The organism is Streptomyces ipomoeae 91-03, from assembly GCF_000317595.1.
GTDB classification, from domain to species: domain Bacteria; phylum Actinomycetota; class Actinomycetes; order Streptomycetales; family Streptomycetaceae; genus Streptomyces; species Streptomyces ipomoeae.
In genome coordinates this window covers 20,446-37,180 of the sequence record NZ_AEJC01000153.1, presented here as the reverse complement: position 1 = coordinate 37,180, position 16,735 = coordinate 20,446, and the positions used below count along the sequence as shown (strand labels likewise).

Genomic DNA, 16,735 nt, shown 5'->3' with positions numbered 1-16,735 from the left:
ACCGGCGCCGAAGCGGCTCCGCACACGCCGCCAGAGGCCGAGGCGGCTCCGCGCACGCCGGTTCCGCACGCGCCGCCGGGCGCGCCTCAGGGCGCCCGGGAACGGGCACCGGCTCCGGAGGCGGCCGGCGGAGGAAGACGTCCGGGCGTCGAGGCAAGGGTCCCGCGCGCCGAGGCATGGCGCCCTTGTGGGGAGGCCTCGCGGTGACGGTCGTCCTGGCCGCCACCGGGTTCGTGGCCGTGGACTGGGCGACCGGCGACAAGGACGGCAAGGGCGAGTCATCCGCCGACGCCGGGCCCACCACGTCCGGCGAGCCCACCCCCGAGGACGCGTCCGAGCCCTCACCCGACCCCTCCCGGTCCACCCCCGGCACCTCCCCGACCGCCTCGCTCGGCGCGTCCCCCGAGGGGTCCCCGGACACCTCCCCCAGCACCTCCCCCGACACCTCCCCGAGTACGTCACCCAGCCCGCCCCGTCGTACCACCATCCCCGAGACCGGGCCGGGCACGTTCACCGTGGCCTCCGGCAAGAGCGCCAAGGTGGGCAAGGGGACGGCCCTGCGCTACCGGGTCGAGGTCGAGAAGGGGCTGTCGCTGTCCGCCTCGGACGTCGCCGAGGAGGTGGAGGGCATCCTGCGGGACCCGCGCGGCTGGACGGCGGACGGCACATCGGCGTTCCAGCGGGTCTCCAGTGGCGCCACCGACTTCGTCGTCAAGGTCGCGACCCCCGGCACCGTCGACGACATCTGCGGCGAGTTCGGCCTGGACACCCGCGGCGACTACAACTGCAACGTCGGCGAGAACGTCATGGTCAACCTTGAGCGCTGGGAACTGGCGACCCCCGTCTACGCGGACGACGTCAAGGCCTACCGCGCCCTGATCATCAACCACGAGGTCGGCCACTTCCTCGGCCACGGCCACGTCACCTGCCCCGGCGAGGGCAAACCGGCCCCCGCGATGATGCAGCAGATCAAGGGCATGAAGGGCTGCGTCCCCAATGTCTGGCCGTACGACGAGAACGGGCGGCTCATCACGGGGCCCGCCGTGCCCTGAGCCCGGGCCCGTGGTGCCCTGAGCCCGGGCCCGTCGTGCCCTGAGCCGGAAGTCGCCGCCGGGCGCCGACGCGAAACCGCTCCGTCCTGGTCATTCCGTCCTGGTCATCCGGGGTTGTTAGCCTGCGCCGAGACCAGCCGTCGAACGGCAGTCCCGACGACCGACCTACGAGAGTGGAGTCCCCGTGGCCCGCACAGCCGCCCCCCGTATAGCCGTCGCCACCTACGACCCCGGCGCGGAGGCCGGCGCCGACCGGGATCTGCCGGGGCTGGTGCGCGCCCTGCGCGAGGCGGGGGCGGACGCGGCGGCCGTGCACTGGGACGACCCGGAGGCGGACTGGTCCGGCTACGACCTGGTCGTCATACGGTCCACCTGGGACTACAGCTGGCGGGCGGCGGAGTTCGTGGCCTGGGTGGAGCGGTGCGGCAAGGCCACCCGGCTCGCCAACCCGGCCGAGGTCGTGCGGTGGAACACCGACAAGCGGTACCTCGGTGACCTCGCGGCGGCCGGGGTGCCCGTCGTGCCGACCGCCTATCTCGCGCCGGGCGACCCGGTCGAGGGCGGGCTGCCCGACGCGTACGAGTACGTGGTGAAGCCGACCTCCGGCGCGGGCGCCCGGTTCGCCGCGCGATACACCCCCGGGCAGCGGGAGACCGCCGTACGGCATGTCGAGCGGATGCACGCCGAGGGGTTCACGGCGATGGTGCAGCCGTTCATGACGAGCATCGACACCGAGGGGGAGCGGGCGCTGCAGTTCTTCGGGGGCCGGCTGCTGCACGCCAGCCGGAAGGGGGCGGTGCTCTCGCCCGGCACCGCGTACGACGCCGACAAGGTCGCCCACCCGGACCTGGTGCCCTGGCCCCCGACCGAGGCCGAACTCTCCGTCGCCGAACGGGCGCTGGCCGCCGTACCGGGGTCGGCCGAGCTGCTGTACGCGCGGGTCGACCTCGTCACCGGGGAGGACGGGCAGCCGTGCGTCATGGAGCTGGAACTCGTCGAGCCCAATCTCTTCCTGTCCCTCCACACCGACTCGCTGCCGCGCGTGGTCGAGGCGATCCTGACGGCGGCCACCGCCGAGCGCTGACCGCGCCCTCCGGCCGTCTTCGACCCGCCGGGTCCTCTCACCCGGACAGGCGGCAATCCAGGAAGGGGGCGAACGGGCCGTGCCCGCTGCCTACCCTTCGGGGTTACAACAGCGCGTACGGGAACCACAACTGAGGGCGTGACCGGGGTCGTGGGCGGATCGGAGTCGCGGCGCACTTCCGGCTTCCCGACGGAGCTCACGAGCTTCGTGGGGCGGCGGGACGAGGCGGCGGAAGTCAGGCGGTTGTTGTCGGCGGGAAGACTGCTGACGCTGACCGGGCCCGGCGGGGTGGGCAAGACCCGGCTCGCCGGCCATGTGGCGGCACAGGTCGCGCGGGCCTTCCCGGACGGGGTGTGGCTCGTGCAACTGGCCGCCCTGCGGGACGAGGTGCTCGTACCGCACGCCGTGAACGACGCGCTCGGTGTGCGCAACGCGAGCGTACGGCCGCCGCTGGAGATCCTCGTCGAGTACTTGCGCGAGCGGCAGTTACTGATCGTGATCGACAACTGCGAGCATCTGCTGCGCAGTTGCGCGGTGCTCGCGGGGACCGTGTTGAGCGCCACCGAGGGCGTACGGATCCTCGCCACCAGCCGGCATCGGCTCGGGGTGGCCGGGGAGCAGCTCTTCGAGGTGCCCCCGCTGTCCGCGCCCGCACCGGAGGAACTGGCCCCGTCGACGGACCCCTCGGCGGCTTCGTCAGCGGTCGAGAACTTCCCCGCGCTGCGGCTGTTCGCCGACCGGGCGGCGGCGGTGGTGCCCGGCTTCACGATCGGTGAGGGCAACCAGCAGGCGGTGGCCCGGCTCTGCCGACGCCTCGACGGGCTGCCGCTCGCCATCGAGCTGGCGGCGGTCAGGGTGCGCGCCCTCGGCGTGGATCAGCTCGTCGAACGGCTCGACGACCGCTACCAGTTGCTCACCGGCGGCAGCCCGGTCTCCGCGCCCCGCCACCGCACGCTGCGCTCCGCCGTCGACTGGAGCCATGGACTGTGCACCCCGCAGGAGCAGTTGGTGTGGGCATGGCTGTCGGTCTTCGTCGGCGGCTTCGACCTGGCCGCCGCGGAAGCCGTCTGCGGCGGCGGGCGGACGGGTGGGGCCACCGGTGGCGGCGCGGACTCCGGCCCCGGTGGGGAGGGCGACGAGTCGGCCGGAGAGGGCATCGAGTCGGTCGACGTCCTGGACGCCGTCGCCGGGCTGGTGGACAAGTCGGTGCTCGTGCGGGAGGAGTACGGCGGTCAGGTGCGCTACCGGCTGCTGGTCTCGCTGCGCGACTACGGGCTGGAGAGGCTTCAGGAGCTGGGCGGGGCGACCGAGGCCCGGCGGCGGCACCGGGACCACTTCGCGCGGCTCGGCGCCGAGTACGAGCAGGCCTGGTTCGGCCCGGACCAGGCGGAGATCACCGAGCGGCTGCGGATCGACCAGGACAACTTCCGGGCCGCGCTGGACTTCTGTCTCACCACCCCCGGCGAGGCCCAGCACGGGCTCCGGCTGGCCTCCCTCCTGTGGTTCCACTGGGTCGCGGGCGGCAACTGGGCCGAGGGCCGGCACTGGATGGACGGTGCGCTGCGGGCCGGGGCCGCACCGGACGTGGCGCTGACCCGGGCGCTGTGGGTGGGCGCCCTCACCTCGCTGGTGCACAGCCGCTCGGCCGCCGTCCTGTCCGGCCTCGACCCGGAGCGCACCGCTGCCGTGGCCGACAGGGAACTCCCGGTGCCCGCCCCGCCGCCGGTACCGGCAGCCACCCTCGGCCCCGGCCGGGCCCGCACCTCCACGACCGGTTTCGTCGTCCTCACCCGCGTCGAACTGGCCTGCACTCTCGTCAGCCGGGGCCGCGCGGCGGAGGCCGTCCCGCTGTGCGCCGAGGCCGTCGCCCTGTGCGAGGCCCACGGCGAACAGTGGGCCCGCGCCTGGGCGTTGCGCACGCTCGCGCTGGCGCACTGGTCGACGGGGGAGTACGAACGGGCCGCCGAGCACGCGCGTGCCTGTCTGCGGCTGCCGTACACCGTGCAGCAGCACCACAGTCTCGCCCGCACGCTCGATCTGCTCGCCGCCGTCGAGGCCCTGGCGGGCGGCGCCGAGCGGGCCGGTGTACTGCGCGGCGCGGTCGACCGGATCTGGCACGACATCGGCGGCAACCCCGTGAAGTCCCCGCGACCGGGCCGCCCCGGCGTCGCCGAACGCCACGCCCGCCAGGCCCTCGGCGACGCCGCCTACGAACGGGCCCACCGCCACGGCGGCACCCTGTCGGTCGAGGAGGTCGTCGCCTACGCGCTCGGCGAGCCGCACGACGACGCCACCGGGCCCGTACGACGGCGCGCGGCATCGGCGGTACGGACGAGCACCGGCTCGGCGGTACGCAAGGGCAACGGGCCGGTCGCGGCGGGACACGGGGGCGCCGCACCGTTCGGTCACAGGGATTCGTCCCCACCGGGCCGTCAGGACCTGTCCACGGCCGGCCGTGACGGCTCGTCCCCGGCCGCACGCGACGGCTCCACCCCGGCCGCGGGCGCTGGTTCGGCACCGCCCGCACGCGGCGGTTCGGTCCCCCTCGGCAGCCGCCCGGTCGGCGAGGCATGGGCCGGGAGCGCCGCCCCCGCCGCTCACCCCGCCCCCGCCTCCCCCGTCGACGACCCGGTCCCGCTCACCCGGCGGGAGCTGCAGGTCGCGGAGCTCGTCGCGCAGGGGCGTACCAACAAGCAGATCGCCGACCATCTCGTCATCGCCCGGCGCACCGCCGAGGGCCATGTCGAACGCATCCTCGTGAAGCTGGGCTTCCACAACCGCAGTCAGGTGGCGGCCTGGTTCAGCGCGCGGTCGCGGTCGTAGCGGAAGGGGCCGGGATCGTAGGGGCCGTCGGGGCGGGGAGGCGGACGGAGAGGGTCGTGGTGGTGCCCCGGGGAGTGGTGTGGAGTTCGAGACGGCCGGCGAGGGACCGGACGAGGGACTGGGCGAGACGCAGCCCGTGGGCCTCGGGCCGATTGGTCAGCAGCCCGGGTCCGCCGTCGGTGATCTCGCAGTGCAACTCGCCTGCCAGCACCCTCAGTTCGATCGTCCCCGTGTCACCGCCGTGGGTCACGGCGTGGGCCGCGCTCTCCACCACGGCCTGGACGAAGACCCCGTGGGAGGGCGGGGAGAGCCCGGCCCGAAGGGCACACTCCGTCACCAGGACGCGCAGGAGCGGCAGTTCCTCAGCGTCGAGCCCCGCCCACAGCAGCCGCTGCCCGCCGCGCTCCCCGCCGCTCTCCTCGAACGGCCGGCCCGCGCTCACCGCACCCCTTCCCGACAACCCTGCTCGTGCCCCTGAGCCGGTTCCCGACAACCCTGCTCGTGCTCCCGTGCCCGTTCCCGTTCGTGCTCCGGCGGCTCCGGCTCCTCCTCCACGCTGACCACCAACTGCGGCACCTCGCGGGCGCCCAGCTGCTCCAGGACCAGCCCGAGCAACTCCCCGCAGCGCACGGTGACCTCACTGCCGGTCGGCAGCGACGAGGCGAGGCTGATCAGCTGCCACGCACAGTGGGCCTCCATGAAGCACAGGTCCCGCAGGTCGAGGACGAGACGACGCGGCCCGGAGTCGTCGCGCCGCTCCAGGGCCGCGCGCAGCGCCTCGACGAACTCCGTCCGCGTACTCAGCTCGGCGGTGCCGGCGATCCGGCCGCCCTCCGGGGTCTCCGTGATCTCCAGTGAGTCGAGGCGTTCCATGACCCGCAGCGGATGCACCTTGGCGGCACTCGCCGCCATCCCGTCGTCGAACCGCTGTCGGTCGTACCAGCAGATCGCGGTGAACAGCGGATTCGCGAAGAGCGGCGCCACCGAGGCCTCGTAGTCCAGCAGCCGGTCCTGGGCGAGGTTGATCCGCGGCGCCCAGCCCATGTCGGCGGTGACCCGCAGCCCCGACCAGCCGTCGTCATGGGCCCGATCGAGTTCACCCCGATAGGTGTCGAGCGTGCGCTGCTCCTGGAACCGTCCGTCCGGAACGTACACCTCCGTGTTCCGCCTGACCGACAGCTGCCCACTCTCCCGCGCCGCCACCACCTGCCCACTGCCCCGGTCCAGCAGCGCGACCACCTCGTCGTCGCTCAGATCGTCCGGGTCCATGACCAGCAGAACCTTCTCCCGGCGCGCCAGACTCGTCCGCGTGTACGCCGTGAACACCTTCCAGGGCGACTCCCCGTCGACATCGACCGGCCCCATACAGGCGTGATCACCCAACCGCAACCGTTCGACAGGCACGGTCCGCTTCGCGGGGCGTTCGGTCGTCATGGGGGCGCCTCCCCTTGAGACTTGGGATCGGGACAGATCAGGACTCTGCACGGACCGTAGGTCCCTTAGGACCGAGATCCGTCAGCTGACCACCGATTTCCGTACCGGCGCCGCTTTTCGGGGACATTCAGGGCAACGGCCGACCGAGTATGTCCGTGAAGGGGCGATCCCTGACAGCCGGGGCCTGTGTCCCGTCGCCTAGGCAACCCGCTGCAACAGCCCCCACGTGAACTCGGCGACACACTCCCGCCGCACCCCCTGCCGGTCGGGCGCCATGAACGCCAACCCCCACCGCGTAGGCGCCGACCCCTCCAACGGCCGAGCCGGCGCGAACGCCCGCGCCACCTCATCGACCGTGCAGGACCACGGCGTCAGATCCTCCAGCGTCCGCAACTCGGGCCCGGGCGCACCCGGCGCCCGCACCAGCCACTCGTTCCAGACCGCACGGTTCGGCCCGACCAGCACCTCGAACCGCAGATCGGCCCACAACGGCACCGGCCACAACCACGCCTCGCACTCCAGATCCCCGATCCTCCGAGGCACGACCGACTCCGGCACACCCAACACCGAGCGGTACCGGGACGCGGCCCCACGCCCCCGGGGCGCCCGCACCATCGCCTGCCACCGCTTGTTCGCCTCCCGCATCTCCCCGATGGAAACCCCCAGCTCACGCCGGGCATCCTCGACCAGCCCGGGGTTGTGATCGGCCATACGCCGCAACAACACGAGCTGAAAGTCGAGCGGGGTGAACGGACCGGAGGAGCCACCAGGGCTACCGGCGCGCTTCGCGGAGGACATGTGCCCCATCGTGGCGCATCCCGCCGGAGGCGCACGGCCCACCCGGGCGCCGCCCGTCCGGCAGGAACAGCACCGAGTTCACATACCGAGGCCCCGAGAACGGCAGCACGCGCCGCAGCAGCCCCCGGGAGACGACGTACGACGTCCGCGCCTGGTGGGCTTCGAGGGCGGCCGGGTCGAGCGGGAGCCAGGTCCCGGCGGGGCGGACCCAGCCCGCGTAGCCGAGGCCGCCGAGGAGGCCGACGACCGGGGCGATCGGCTGGATACGGGACTCCAGCTCGATGAAGAGCGCGGGGCGGTCGCGTACGAGGAGGCCGGTCGCGCCGCGCAGGACGGCGAGCTCGTTGCCGTCCACGTCGATCTTGATGAAGCCGACGTCGGTCAGACCGAGCCCGTCGAGGGTGACGCACCGGACGTCCAGCGCGCGGGCGTGGATGTCACGGCGGACCAGCGACGACACACCCCGCTCACCCTGGTCTCCCGGCGGCAGCCACAGCCGGGCCGTACCCGGGTGGTCCGAGGCGGCGGCCTGGATGACGCGGACGTTGTGGGGGGTGGCCGAGGCGAGCAGCCGGGCGAGCCGGGGCACCGGCTCCACGGTCACCACGCGCCGGGCCCGTGTGGACAGGCGGCGCGTCCAGGGGCCGTACCAGGCGCCGACATCGACGGCCGTACCGCAGTCCGGCGGGCACAGCTCGTCCAGCCGGGCCAGTTCAGGCTCGAAGCGCGGATAGACGGTCCGGGCCGCCGCGGCGACCAGCCGCTCCGGCAGGAGAGGCGCGAGACGGGCGGCCAGCGTCGTCATGAGGACATCCTTTTGAGCAGTTCCTCGTGCTCGTCCTCCGTCACCTGCTCGCCCGAGGACGGCAGCAGCTGGGGAATGCCGTCGACGATCGGATAACGGCGGTGCAGCCGGGGGTTGTACAGCGACTCCGACGTCTCGGAGGGGTCCGGCCGGTCGCCTTCCGGGGCTTCCAGGCCGTCCTTGGCCTCCTCGTGGCGCACCAGGTGCAGCGGGCCCTTGTCCAGGGGGCACGCCAGGATCTGGAGCAGCGGGTCGTCGGGGCTCATGGCGGGGTCAACTCCTTGGCGGGGTCGGGGGTTTCGGACGGCGCGGGCGGCGGGGTGTCGTGCTTGGGCATGCTCAGCAGGACGGCCACCGCCAGCACCGTGCCGGACAGCCGCAGCGCCAGCCGCAGCGGATCGTCCGGCAGTGACTCACCGAACGACAGCGTGCCGAGCACGGCCGTGAACAGACAGGTCACCGTCGTACAGACCGGCACGATCAGCGAGGCCCGGCAGCGTTGCAGCGCGGCCTGCGACATGACCAGACCGAAGGCGCCGGTGAAGAGCAGGAGGTACGGGTACGGGGAGCGCAGCAGGCCGAGTACCGCGTCCCCTGGTCCGCTCGCCGTCAGATAACTCGACACACCCTTGATCGCGAGCGAGCTGACGCCGTACAGCAGGCCCACCGCCACGCCGTACTCCACGCCCGTGGTCGGCAGCCGGTGCCGGTGCCGGGCGCGTCGCTCGGCTGACCGGTACAGCCACACGCCGGTCGCCAGCGCGGGCAGGCAGATCGTGAGGACCAGCGCGTACGGGGCCCCGCGGCTGACCGTGTCGGCGCCCTCGTCCAGCGACAGCACCACCATCAGCAGTGCGGCGAGGATGGCCCCGAGGGCATACCGCTCACGGCCCGTCGTCTCCTCGCCGAGCAGCCGCGCCGACAGCAGTACGAGCAGCACCAGACCCGATACGAAGATGCCCTGCGCGGCGGCGATCGGCAGCGTCCGGTACACGGCGAGTTGTGCGGCGAACCCGGCGGCCAGCGCCAGCGAGCCGCCGATCCACAGCGGACTGCCGAGGACCAGCCTCAGCAGGCGTACGGGCTGCCGGACCGTCACCTGGGGCAGCGCGGTCAGCGCCCGTTTCTCCAGCACGAATCCGGTGCTGTACAGGGCGTTCGCCAGCAGGGCCGCGGCCACTCCCCACCACATGTCACGCCCCCCGCGACGGCTTCCGCGCGTGCAGCAGCAGGATCGACGCGGCCGACGGGGCCGCACAGGCCAGGCGGTCCAGCGCGCGCAGCGGGCGCGGCACGCCGTGGAAGGGCGCCCCGCGCAGTCGTACGACCTCGAAGCCCGACGCGGCGACGAACTCCCGTAGCGCGCGAGCGGTGTAGAGCCGCAGATGCCCCACGACCTCCGTGCCCGGGCGGCCGTGGATGCCGCGCAGGCTCACCTCCGAGAACACCGGCTGGACGCCCGCGAGCAGCAGGGCGCGGTTGTACCAGGCGGCGAGGTTCGGGGTGGAGAGCATCAGATGGCCGCCGGGGCGCAGAACGCGGCGGATCTCGTCGAGCGCGGCGTCCGGGTCGACCAGGTGCTCGATCACCTCGCTGAACAGCACGGCGTCCGCCGAGTCCGACCTGAACGGCAGTCCGCCGTCGGTCAGTTCACCTCGGATCGCGTAAGGGAGGCGGGTGCGGGCGCGTCTGAGGGCGTCCTGGGACCAGTCGATGCCGATGATGTGGTGGCCGGGGAGGAGGGGGGCGGCGGTGGCTGCCGCGGTGCCGTCGCCGCAGCCTATGTCGAGGATCGTGCGCCTGCCTCCGGCGGGTGGGCCGAGGGCTTTTGCCAGCATGCGGGCCTGGGCGAGGGTGCGGGGGGTGCCGGAGGCCACGGGGACGGCCGGGTTCTCGTAGAAGTCGCGAAGTCCCGGTCGTGCGCGGTGGGTCGGGGTGCCGGGGGCGGGTGTCGTGGTCGGCATCACGAGGTGTCCTCTTCCGTCTTGTGCAGGTAGTGCTCGAAGAGGTCGCGGAGATGGGCGCCGTCGCCGTGGCTGAGCAGGGCGCGGGACCAGCGCAGGGCCAGGTGCAGGCGGCCCGCCGTGGCGGCCGTCGTCACCGTGAGGCCGCGGGGCATACGGGCCGGGGCCGAGAACCATACGGCGTGGGCGCGGCCGGCCTCCTCGCCGAAGTCCAGCGCGTACGGGATGCGGCCGATGTTGCTGAGCAGGGTCGTCGATGTCCATGGGGCCGCGGCTCGGCGCAGGCCGCGGGTGAGGGCGGCGCGCCACGCCACCGGGACGACCGGGGCGGTCAGCAGGGAGGCGCCGTGGCCCAGTTGGGGGCGGGGGAGGGACTTCAGGGCGCGGGTGCGTTCGGCCGTGCGGCGGAGGAGGGCGGGGGTGGGGGTGTGGGTCGGGTCCAACTCCCTCGGACTGAACGGGACTTCGACCAGGCGGGTGCCGTTTCCTATCGGCATGTCCGTGTCCCTCGGGCGGTCGTCCACGGGCATCGTGATGCGGAGGGGGCGGGGGGTCGCGCCGTGTTCCCGGTTCCAGTGGGCCAGCATCAGGGCGGTGGTGACCATGAGTTGGTCGTTCACGGTGTACGGGGCGGACTTGGGGCGGCGGGGGACGGGGAGTTCGGTGACGAGCATGCCGTTGCCGGGGGAGGGCTGGGGGGTGCCGGGGGCTACTCGGGCGGGTGGGGTCCAGTTGGAGGGGGTGTCCGGGGCGGGGGGTGTTGTTTCGGGGGTGGTGGAACGGACTGGGGGTGCGGTGGGGGAGTTGTTCCGGCCGCCGTACAGCTCCGCTGCGGTGGCGAGTATGCGGAGGCAGGCCGGGCCGTCCAGGGCGGTGTGGTTGATGGTGAGGAAGAGGACGGTGCCGTTGCGCGTCGGCTCCGCAGCAGCACCTCGTACCGCCGAGTCGCGGAACCTCCCCCCGGTCGGCCCCGCCTCCGTGCGTCCGACGGCGTGGCCCACATCGTCGCTGGCCTCGCTGCCCACCGCCGGTCCCGCACCCGCGACCACCTCCAAGCGGATCGGCGGAGACAAGGACAGCGGGGGTGCCTCCATCAGGGCCCTTGTTCTCGCGTCGCGCAACGCGTGCGGGCCCGGCGGCAGGAACCTCACCACCTCCACCTCCGGCTCCGCTGTCAGTTCCCACTCGTAGCGGCGGCTGTACCAGTGGCCCGGGACCTCGCGCATGAGGATGCGGGGGTGCTGGTGGAGGGCCGCGATGAAGGCGGTGCGTAGGCGGTCGGGGTCCACGCGGCCGGGGAGGTGGACCTCGATGTGGACGGTTTCCGGTTCCTCCTCCTGGAGGCAGTGGCGGGAGATCTCGTCGACCACCGGGAAGGGGATGCGGACGGGGGCACGGGTCGCGTCGTCGCGGGCGGGGTGTTCCAGTGCGGTCATGTCGGCTCGCCCCTTTCCTTCCCGTCGGTGCCACTGCCGGCGCCGCCGGTGCCGTTGACACCGCCCGCGCCGCTCCCGCCCCGGCCGCCCTCGTCATCCGGCTGCGTCGCCCTGAACCTCGGCTTCGTGAACGGGATCCGCCGGGTCGGAGGGTCGAGGTCAGGGTCAGGGGCAGAGGCAGGGGCAGGATTCGGTTGCGGGGAACCGGGGCCGCGCGCGGAGATCGTCGGCCCGGCGGCCGGACCACCCGTCGCGCTCCCCGTCGGGCCGCCGCCCGTCCCCGCAGGCGCCGCGGCGCTCGGCGCAGCCGCCCGCCCCGTCGTCCTCCTCCGCTGCGGCAACGGCTCCGTCGGTGCCTCCGCCCCCGGCGGTACCCCGAACTCCAGCGTCGAGCCAGGGCGTTCGGCGGCGGTGGACCCGACGCCCGCCCCCGCCCCCACGGTCACCAGCGCCGCGAACAGCCCGATCAGCGCGAGGAGCTGGGCCACCGGCCCGAACGCGCCCTCGTCCGCCGCCACCGGCTCGCCCGCGCCCACGGCGGCGGCGATACCGGCGCCGGTGAGGGCGAGGAAGGCGATCGGTACGAGGAGGGCGTGACGTTTCCAGGCGAGGAGGGCCAGGAGGGGGACCAGCAGGGCGAAGAAGCCGGCGATCACGATTCCGACCAGCGTCAGCGCCACCGTGCCCAGCCACAGCCCCGGGCCCGGCGGCACCGGCTGCGGGGCGTCCGGGTTGGGCTCCCGGCGGCGCCACAGGGCGAGGCCGACCAGGGCCGCCAGCCCCACACCCGCGCCGATCAGCCCGGCCTCGTACGTGACGGACGGCTCGTACGACAGTTTGACCGTGCCGCCCGCGCCGCCGGGGATCCGCCAGCCCTGCTGCCAGCCGTCGAGGCGTACGGGGGTGAGTTCACGGCCGCCCAGCGTGGCCGTCCAGCCCTCGTTGAAGTTCTCGTACGTGGTGAGGTACGAGGCGGCGCCCTCGCCGACGGTCACCTCGCGGCGGTCGCCGAGCCAGTCCCGTATGCCGAGGTCGCGGCCGGTGGCGGAGGGCTCGGCGACCGTGCCCCGGGTCAGGGTGACATCCGTGACGGCCAGGGCGCCGGAGTCCTCGGACTCGACGGTGTGCCGGTCGGCGGAGCCGAGCTCCAACTCCGGGTTGACGGCGGAGCCCTGACAGACAGTCACCTCGATCGCGCGGCGCTCCACCAGGTCCCGTACCGTCCCCTTCGCGCTCGTCTCGTACGACTTGCCGTCCACCTCCACCACCGGGCCCTCGCCGCACGGCAGCTCGAACTCGCGGGTGGGGGCGGGCTGCGGGGTGCGGTACTGGTCGAGGGCCGGGATGTAGGCCTCGGTCAGGCCGACCGGGAGGCGCAGATCGTCGTCGGCGACGGGGTTGTGGAGGGTGAGGGGGGCCGTCTCGGTGATGGTGATGTCGAGCTGGTCCGTGGTGATCGGGTCGAAGCGGACCCAGCCGTTCTCGTCGACACCGGCGATGACGGCACCGTCCGGGGAGCTGATCTCGACCTGGGTCGGCCGGGTCGACAGTCCGCCCGCCGGGGCCAGGACGAGCGAGCTGATCGGCCACTTGTCGCCCCAGCTCAGATGGATGGTCGGGTCGTCGCCCGCGATCCAGGCCGTGGTCAGGTCGCCGTCGGTGAGATTGCGCGGCGAGAGACCGGCGCCCAGCGCGGCCGTGGAGTCGGCGGTCGCCGTGATCCGGGTCTGCTGCTCGGGGGCGACGTCGTACAGCAGCTGGTCGAGGTCCTCGCCCGGCACGGGTACGGCGGTCGCCCTCACCTCGTACGTGCCCGCCGTGGAGGTGGCGAAGGTGCGGTGCAGCCCGGGTTCCGTGCCGGTCGGGGAGAGGCCGGTCGGGTCGGTGGCCCGGTGCAGGGAGATCACCTCGGCGTCGGCCTCCGTGACGTCGGGGACCTCGGCGTCGGTGGGCAGCCGCAGCATCCGGGTGACCTCGACGCCGGGGATCTCGATCTCGGAGAAGCCCGCGCCGACGATCCCGGCGTGTCGTTCCGCCGAGTCGAGGATCGTGATCTTCAGCCAACTGGTGTCGCCGGGACGGACATTGACCGTCTGCGTGGACCCGTCGGCCTGCAGATTCGTGGAGCGCGAGCCCCGCTCGGTCTCGACCTTGATCCGTGTCGGCGCCGACCGCACCCCGTCCTGCGGCAACGGCGTGACCTCGAACGTCGACGGCAGCTCCAGCGCCTCGTCGAAGTCGATCCGCAGCCACTGCCCGTTCGCCGAGCCGGGCGCCCCCTCCGCCCACGCGGTCGCCGGGTCGCCGTCGAAGGCGTTGACCGGGTCGTACTGGGGGAGGTGGAACAGCCAGTTGCCGCTGGTGGACGCGGTCACCTTCGCGGCCCCGCGCAGCTCGGCCACGGTCTGATGGCCGAGCCCCCGCACCGGCAGGATCTGCTTCGGCTTCCTGCCCGGATCCTGCACGCTCCCGCTCGGGTTCCGCTCGTCCGCCGTGTACGTGTACGACGTGTTGGCGTTGACCAGCCCGAACCGGGTGTCCGCCAGCCGCAGCCCGTCACCGACGACCTGGACGGCAGGGGTGCCGAGGCCGGGGTGGTTGTCGCCGGTCAGCACGGTGGCGCGGTCGCGCAGCTGCGGGTCGGCGGCGAGCGGCAGCAGCGACTCGGGGCCGCCGGAGACCACGGCGGTGTCGGCGATCGCCTTCAGCCCGGCCTGCCCGGGCCGCGGCACGCCCTCCGCCGGCCGGTAGATCTCCACGGCCCGCTGCCTCGGATACAGCCCCTCGACCTGCAGCGGCGTGTCCTCGGCGATCCGCCCGCCGGTCATCACCGGCCCCAGCCCCGTCACCCGCTCGTACCCGGACTGCTCCAGGGTCCGCTTCACGGTCGTGGTCGGCACATAACCGATCTGGTCGGGGTCCAGATCATTGCGTACGACGACGTAGTACAGCCCCGCCCGGCTCAAGTAGTCCGCGAGCCCCGGGACCTGGCCGCCGGTCAGCAGCGCCTGCTCGACCGCGTCCATCGCGCGCCGGTTGCCGGGGGTGCCGAAGGGCACGTAGTCGCGTTGCGCCCAGCGGGAGTCGGCGAGCACGTCGAGGGGCTGGTCGATCGTGGAGCCCCAGGTGTAGATGCCGTGCGCGGTGGCGGGCACCACCAGCGCCCGCGAATCCGGCGAGTACTTCTCCAGCCAGTCCGCCGTGGCCTGCCAGTACTTGGGCAGCTCCTGGAACGACCCCGGTTGCAGCACCGAGCCGTTCAGATACGGCCACAGCAGCCCCGGAAGCACCAGCACGGCGGCGACGAGCGGCGCGAACCGCCGCCCCCGCACCCGGCGCGCCCCACGCTCCTGTACGGCCACCCCCACCAGATGCGCCAGCCCCAGCACGAGCGCGAGCGCCAGCCCCGTCTGGAACTTGTAGATGTTCCGGAAGGGCGCGAGCCCCGCGTTCAGCCAGTCCTGGACCACCCCGTGGAAGGGCGCCCCGAAGGAACCCCCGTAGCCGGCGAGCGTGATGAGCGCGACGACGAGGACGGTCAGCACCAGCCACTGCCGCTCGGGCATGTCCCGCCGGGCGAGCCCCGCGAGGCCCAGCCCCGCCGCGAACGCCGAGCACACGATCACGATCACCGAGGCGGCGACGGACCACCCGGCCGGCAGCCAGGCCTCACCGAAGTTCAGATACGCCACCCAGTTCCCGGCGCCGCGCAGCGCCTCGGTGGCGGACATGGGGGCGGTCGTGGTCTGCGAACTCTCCACATAGGGAAGGAAGTTCTCGCCGTAGACCCCGAGCAGCAGCAGCGGTATGACCCACCAGGCGGTCGCCAGGAGAACCCCCGGCACCCACCACGCGATCAGCTTCCGCTGCCGTGGCCCGCGCGGCCGGGTGAGCAGATACAGCCCGACGGGCAACAGCGAGGCCAGCGTCGCCGCCGCGTTGACCCCGCCCATGAAGGGAATGAAGAGCGCCGACCGCAGCGCCGCGACCCGCGCGCTGTACCGCTCGTTCGTCAACGGCAGCAGCACCCACGGCAGAAAGGCCCCCGGCAGCGCGGCGGCCGAGGTGGACCCGACGACGGTGGTGAAGACGGGCCACAGCGCGTAAGCGGCGGCGGCCACCAGCCGGGCGGGCGGACTCCCCACCCCCAGCCGCTCGGCCAGCCGCAGCGCTCCCCAGAAGGCGACCGACACGATCAGCGACAACCACAACCGCTCCGCCAGCCACACCGGCAGCCCCACCGCATCGGTGAGCCCGTAGTACGGCAGCATCGGCCACGCATAACCGACGTACTGGTCCTGGATCCCACCGAACCCGCCCCGGTCGTGCCAGAGCTGCCCGAGATCGGCCAGGAACTGCCAGGGATCGGTCGTCACCCCCAGCTTGGTGTCGAAGGTCTGCCGCCCCGGCTGCACGGCGACGAGCAGCACGAACACCACGGCCCAGAACCCCAGCAGCCAGCGCCGCGACCGAGGGCCCGCAGGAGGTCCCTCGGTCGTGCCGACCGGCCGTACCGGCGCGGGAGGTGGAGCCTGGACCGTGCTCGTCATGGTGGACACCGCCGGAGAATGAGAAGGAGGTTCCAGGTGGCGAACTCGCGCAGTCCCGGCGCCTTCACGACGGTCTCCGCGAGAAACGGCCAGTAGCGGGAGCGCGCCGACACGACCGTCACGTCGTCCCGGTCGCGCACCTGCCGCAGAGTGCGTCCGATGTGCACGGCGAAGAGGTTCTCGCCGAGGGTGTGCTTGGCGTCCTTCCCGGTACGCCGCCGATAACGGGCCCGAGCCCGCTCCGCCCCCAGGTAGTGCCAGGGAGCCCACTCGTGCCCGCCCCAAGGGGACAGCCAGTTGGTGAACGACACGTAGATCAGCCCGCCGGGCCGGGTCACACGTACGAGCTCACTGAGAAACGTCTGCGGATCGGCCACATGCTCCAGCACATTGGAGGAGAAGGCCACATCCGCGACCCCATCACCAAGGGGCAACAAATACCCATCGGCGACGACGGCCCCGTCGGGCGGCTCGGCTCCCAGCTCCCGCGAGTCCGGCTCGAAGAGATACGCATGCGCTCCCCGCCGCCGAAACTCCTCGGTGAAGTAGCCGGAACCCCCGCCGACGTCGACGACGGTACGACCGTCGACGACCCCGCCGTACGCCTCGACCTGATCGACGGCGTCGCGAGCGAGCAGCGAATAGCAGTACTCGGGGTCCTCCTGCTCCCGCATAAAGGCCCGAAAGAGAGCGAGGGACCGCTGCAAAGAGGGATCTTTGAAGCGCCGCTGAGCATCCGCGCCCCTCAAGGGGCGCGAGGCCGTGACGTGTGCGGCTCCGCCGCGATGG

The 16,735-nt window shown here is 73.1% G+C and carries 13 protein-coding genes; 3 read left to right on the top strand and 10 right to left on the bottom strand.

Annotation, left to right across the window (positions count from 1 at the left end; all coding sequences use genetic code 11):
* The first annotated feature begins 176 nt into the window (after positions 1 to 176).
* From STRIP9103_RS09965 to STRIP9103_RS09955, 3 genes are all read left to right on the top strand, one after another.
* Positions 177 to 1,052, top strand: a complete 876-nt coding sequence (locus STRIP9103_RS09965) for a DUF3152 domain-containing protein (RefSeq protein ID WP_048820011.1) — start codon at positions 177 to 179, stop codon at positions 1,050 to 1,052.
* Between the two features lie 184 nt (positions 1,053 to 1,236).
* Positions 1,237 to 2,136: an ATP-grasp domain-containing protein gene (locus STRIP9103_RS09960; protein WP_009306826.1), complete on the top strand. Its 900-nt coding sequence runs from the start codon at positions 1,237 to 1,239 to the stop codon at positions 2,134 to 2,136.
* A 138-nt stretch (positions 2,137 to 2,274) separates the two neighbouring features.
* Positions 2,275 to 4,959: a LuxR C-terminal-related transcriptional regulator gene (locus tag STRIP9103_RS09955; RefSeq protein WP_009306821.1), complete on the top strand. Its 2,685-nt coding sequence runs from the start codon at positions 2,275 to 2,277 to the stop codon at positions 4,957 to 4,959.
* Here STRIP9103_RS09955 and STRIP9103_RS09950 read toward each other — a convergent pair.
* The 10 genes from STRIP9103_RS09950 to STRIP9103_RS09905 form a co-directional block, all read right to left on the bottom strand.
* Positions 4,937 to 5,401 carry an ATPase/histidine kinase/DNA gyrase B/HSP90 domain protein gene (locus STRIP9103_RS09950; protein ID WP_009306780.1) on the bottom strand — a complete coding sequence of 155 codons (465 nt, stop codon included), beginning with the start codon at positions 5,399 to 5,401 and terminating at the stop codon, positions 4,937 to 4,939. The two genes, STRIP9103_RS09955 and STRIP9103_RS09950, sit on opposite strands and share 23 nt — an antisense overlap.
* Entirely contained in the window at positions 5,398 to 6,393 is a 996-nt protein-coding gene (locus STRIP9103_RS09945; RefSeq protein WP_009306791.1) for an MEDS domain-containing protein, read from the bottom strand. Before STRIP9103_RS09945 ends, STRIP9103_RS09950 begins: the two co-directional genes overlap by 4 nt.
* Positions 6,394 to 6,591: 198 nt before the next feature.
* Positions 6,592 to 7,200, bottom strand: a complete 609-nt coding sequence (locus tag STRIP9103_RS09940; RefSeq protein ID WP_048820010.1) for a hypothetical protein — start codon at positions 7,198 to 7,200, stop codon at positions 6,592 to 6,594.
* Positions 7,166 to 7,996: an FkbM family methyltransferase gene (locus STRIP9103_RS09935; RefSeq protein WP_009306806.1), complete on the bottom strand. Its 831-nt coding sequence runs from the start codon at positions 7,994 to 7,996 to the stop codon at positions 7,166 to 7,168. Before STRIP9103_RS09935 ends, STRIP9103_RS09940 begins: the two co-directional genes overlap by 35 nt.
* Positions 7,993 to 8,262, bottom strand: coding sequence for a Trm112 family protein (locus STRIP9103_RS09930; RefSeq protein ID WP_009306771.1), 270 nt, complete (start codon positions 8,260 to 8,262; stop codon positions 7,993 to 7,995). The genes STRIP9103_RS09935 and STRIP9103_RS09930 overlap by 4 nt, the downstream gene beginning before the upstream one ends.
* Positions 8,259 to 9,176 (bottom strand): hypothetical protein, encoded by a 918-nt coding sequence (locus tag STRIP9103_RS09925; RefSeq protein WP_009306795.1) that lies wholly within the window; start codon positions 9,174 to 9,176, stop codon positions 8,259 to 8,261. The genes STRIP9103_RS09930 and STRIP9103_RS09925 overlap by 4 nt, the downstream gene beginning before the upstream one ends.
* 13 nt (positions 9,177 to 9,189) lie before the next feature.
* Entirely contained in the window at positions 9,190 to 9,960 is a 771-nt protein-coding gene (locus STRIP9103_RS09920; RefSeq protein ID WP_048820009.1) for a class I SAM-dependent methyltransferase, read from the bottom strand.
* Positions 9,960 to 11,396 carry a hypothetical protein gene (locus STRIP9103_RS09915; protein WP_009306753.1) on the bottom strand — a complete coding sequence of 479 codons (1,437 nt, stop codon included), beginning with the start codon at positions 11,394 to 11,396 and terminating at the stop codon, positions 9,960 to 9,962. Before STRIP9103_RS09915 ends, STRIP9103_RS09920 begins: the two co-directional genes overlap by 1 nt.
* Positions 11,393 to 15,946, bottom strand: coding sequence for an alpha-(1->3)-arabinofuranosyltransferase domain-containing protein (locus tag STRIP9103_RS09910; protein ID WP_009306814.1), 4,554 nt, complete (start codon positions 15,944 to 15,946; stop codon positions 11,393 to 11,395). Before STRIP9103_RS09910 ends, STRIP9103_RS09915 begins: the two co-directional genes overlap by 4 nt.
* Positions 15,943 to 16,620 carry a class I SAM-dependent methyltransferase gene (locus STRIP9103_RS09905; protein WP_048820008.1) on the bottom strand — a complete coding sequence of 226 codons (678 nt, stop codon included), beginning with the start codon at positions 16,618 to 16,620 and terminating at the stop codon, positions 15,943 to 15,945. The genes STRIP9103_RS09910 and STRIP9103_RS09905 overlap by 4 nt, the downstream gene beginning before the upstream one ends.
* Positions 16,621 to 16,735 lie beyond the last annotated feature (115 nt).

Bases quoted from the DNA above. Each gene is read 5' to 3' on its own strand.
- STRIP9103_RS09965 (WP_048820011.1), top strand. From the start codon at position 177: ATGGCGCCCTTGTGGGGAGGCCTCGCGGTGACGGTCGTCCTGGCCGCC.
- STRIP9103_RS09945 (WP_009306791.1), bottom strand. From the start codon at position 6,393: ATGACGACCGAACGCCCCGCGAAGCGGACCGTGCCTGTCGAACGGTTG.
- STRIP9103_RS09940 (WP_048820010.1), bottom strand. From the start codon at position 7,200: ATGGGGCACATGTCCTCCGCGAAGCGCGCCGGTAGCCCTGGTGGCTCC.
- STRIP9103_RS09935 (WP_009306806.1), bottom strand. From the start codon at position 7,996: ATGACGACGCTGGCCGCCCGTCTCGCGCCTCTCCTGCCGGAGCGGCTG.
- STRIP9103_RS09930 (WP_009306771.1), bottom strand. From the start codon at position 8,262: ATGAGCCCCGACGACCCGCTGCTCCAGATCCTGGCGTGCCCCCTGGAC.
- STRIP9103_RS09920 (WP_048820009.1), bottom strand. From the start codon at position 9,960: ATGCCGACCACGACACCCGCCCCCGGCACCCCGACCCACCGCGCACGA.
- STRIP9103_RS09915 (WP_009306753.1), bottom strand. From the start codon at position 11,396: ATGACCGCACTGGAACACCCCGCCCGCGACGACGCGACCCGTGCCCCC.
- STRIP9103_RS09910 (WP_009306814.1), bottom strand. From the start codon at position 15,946: ATGACGAGCACGGTCCAGGCTCCACCTCCCGCGCCGGTACGGCCGGTC.
- STRIP9103_RS09905 (WP_048820008.1), bottom strand. From the start codon at position 16,620: ATGCGGGAGCAGGAGGACCCCGAGTACTGCTATTCGCTGCTCGCTCGC.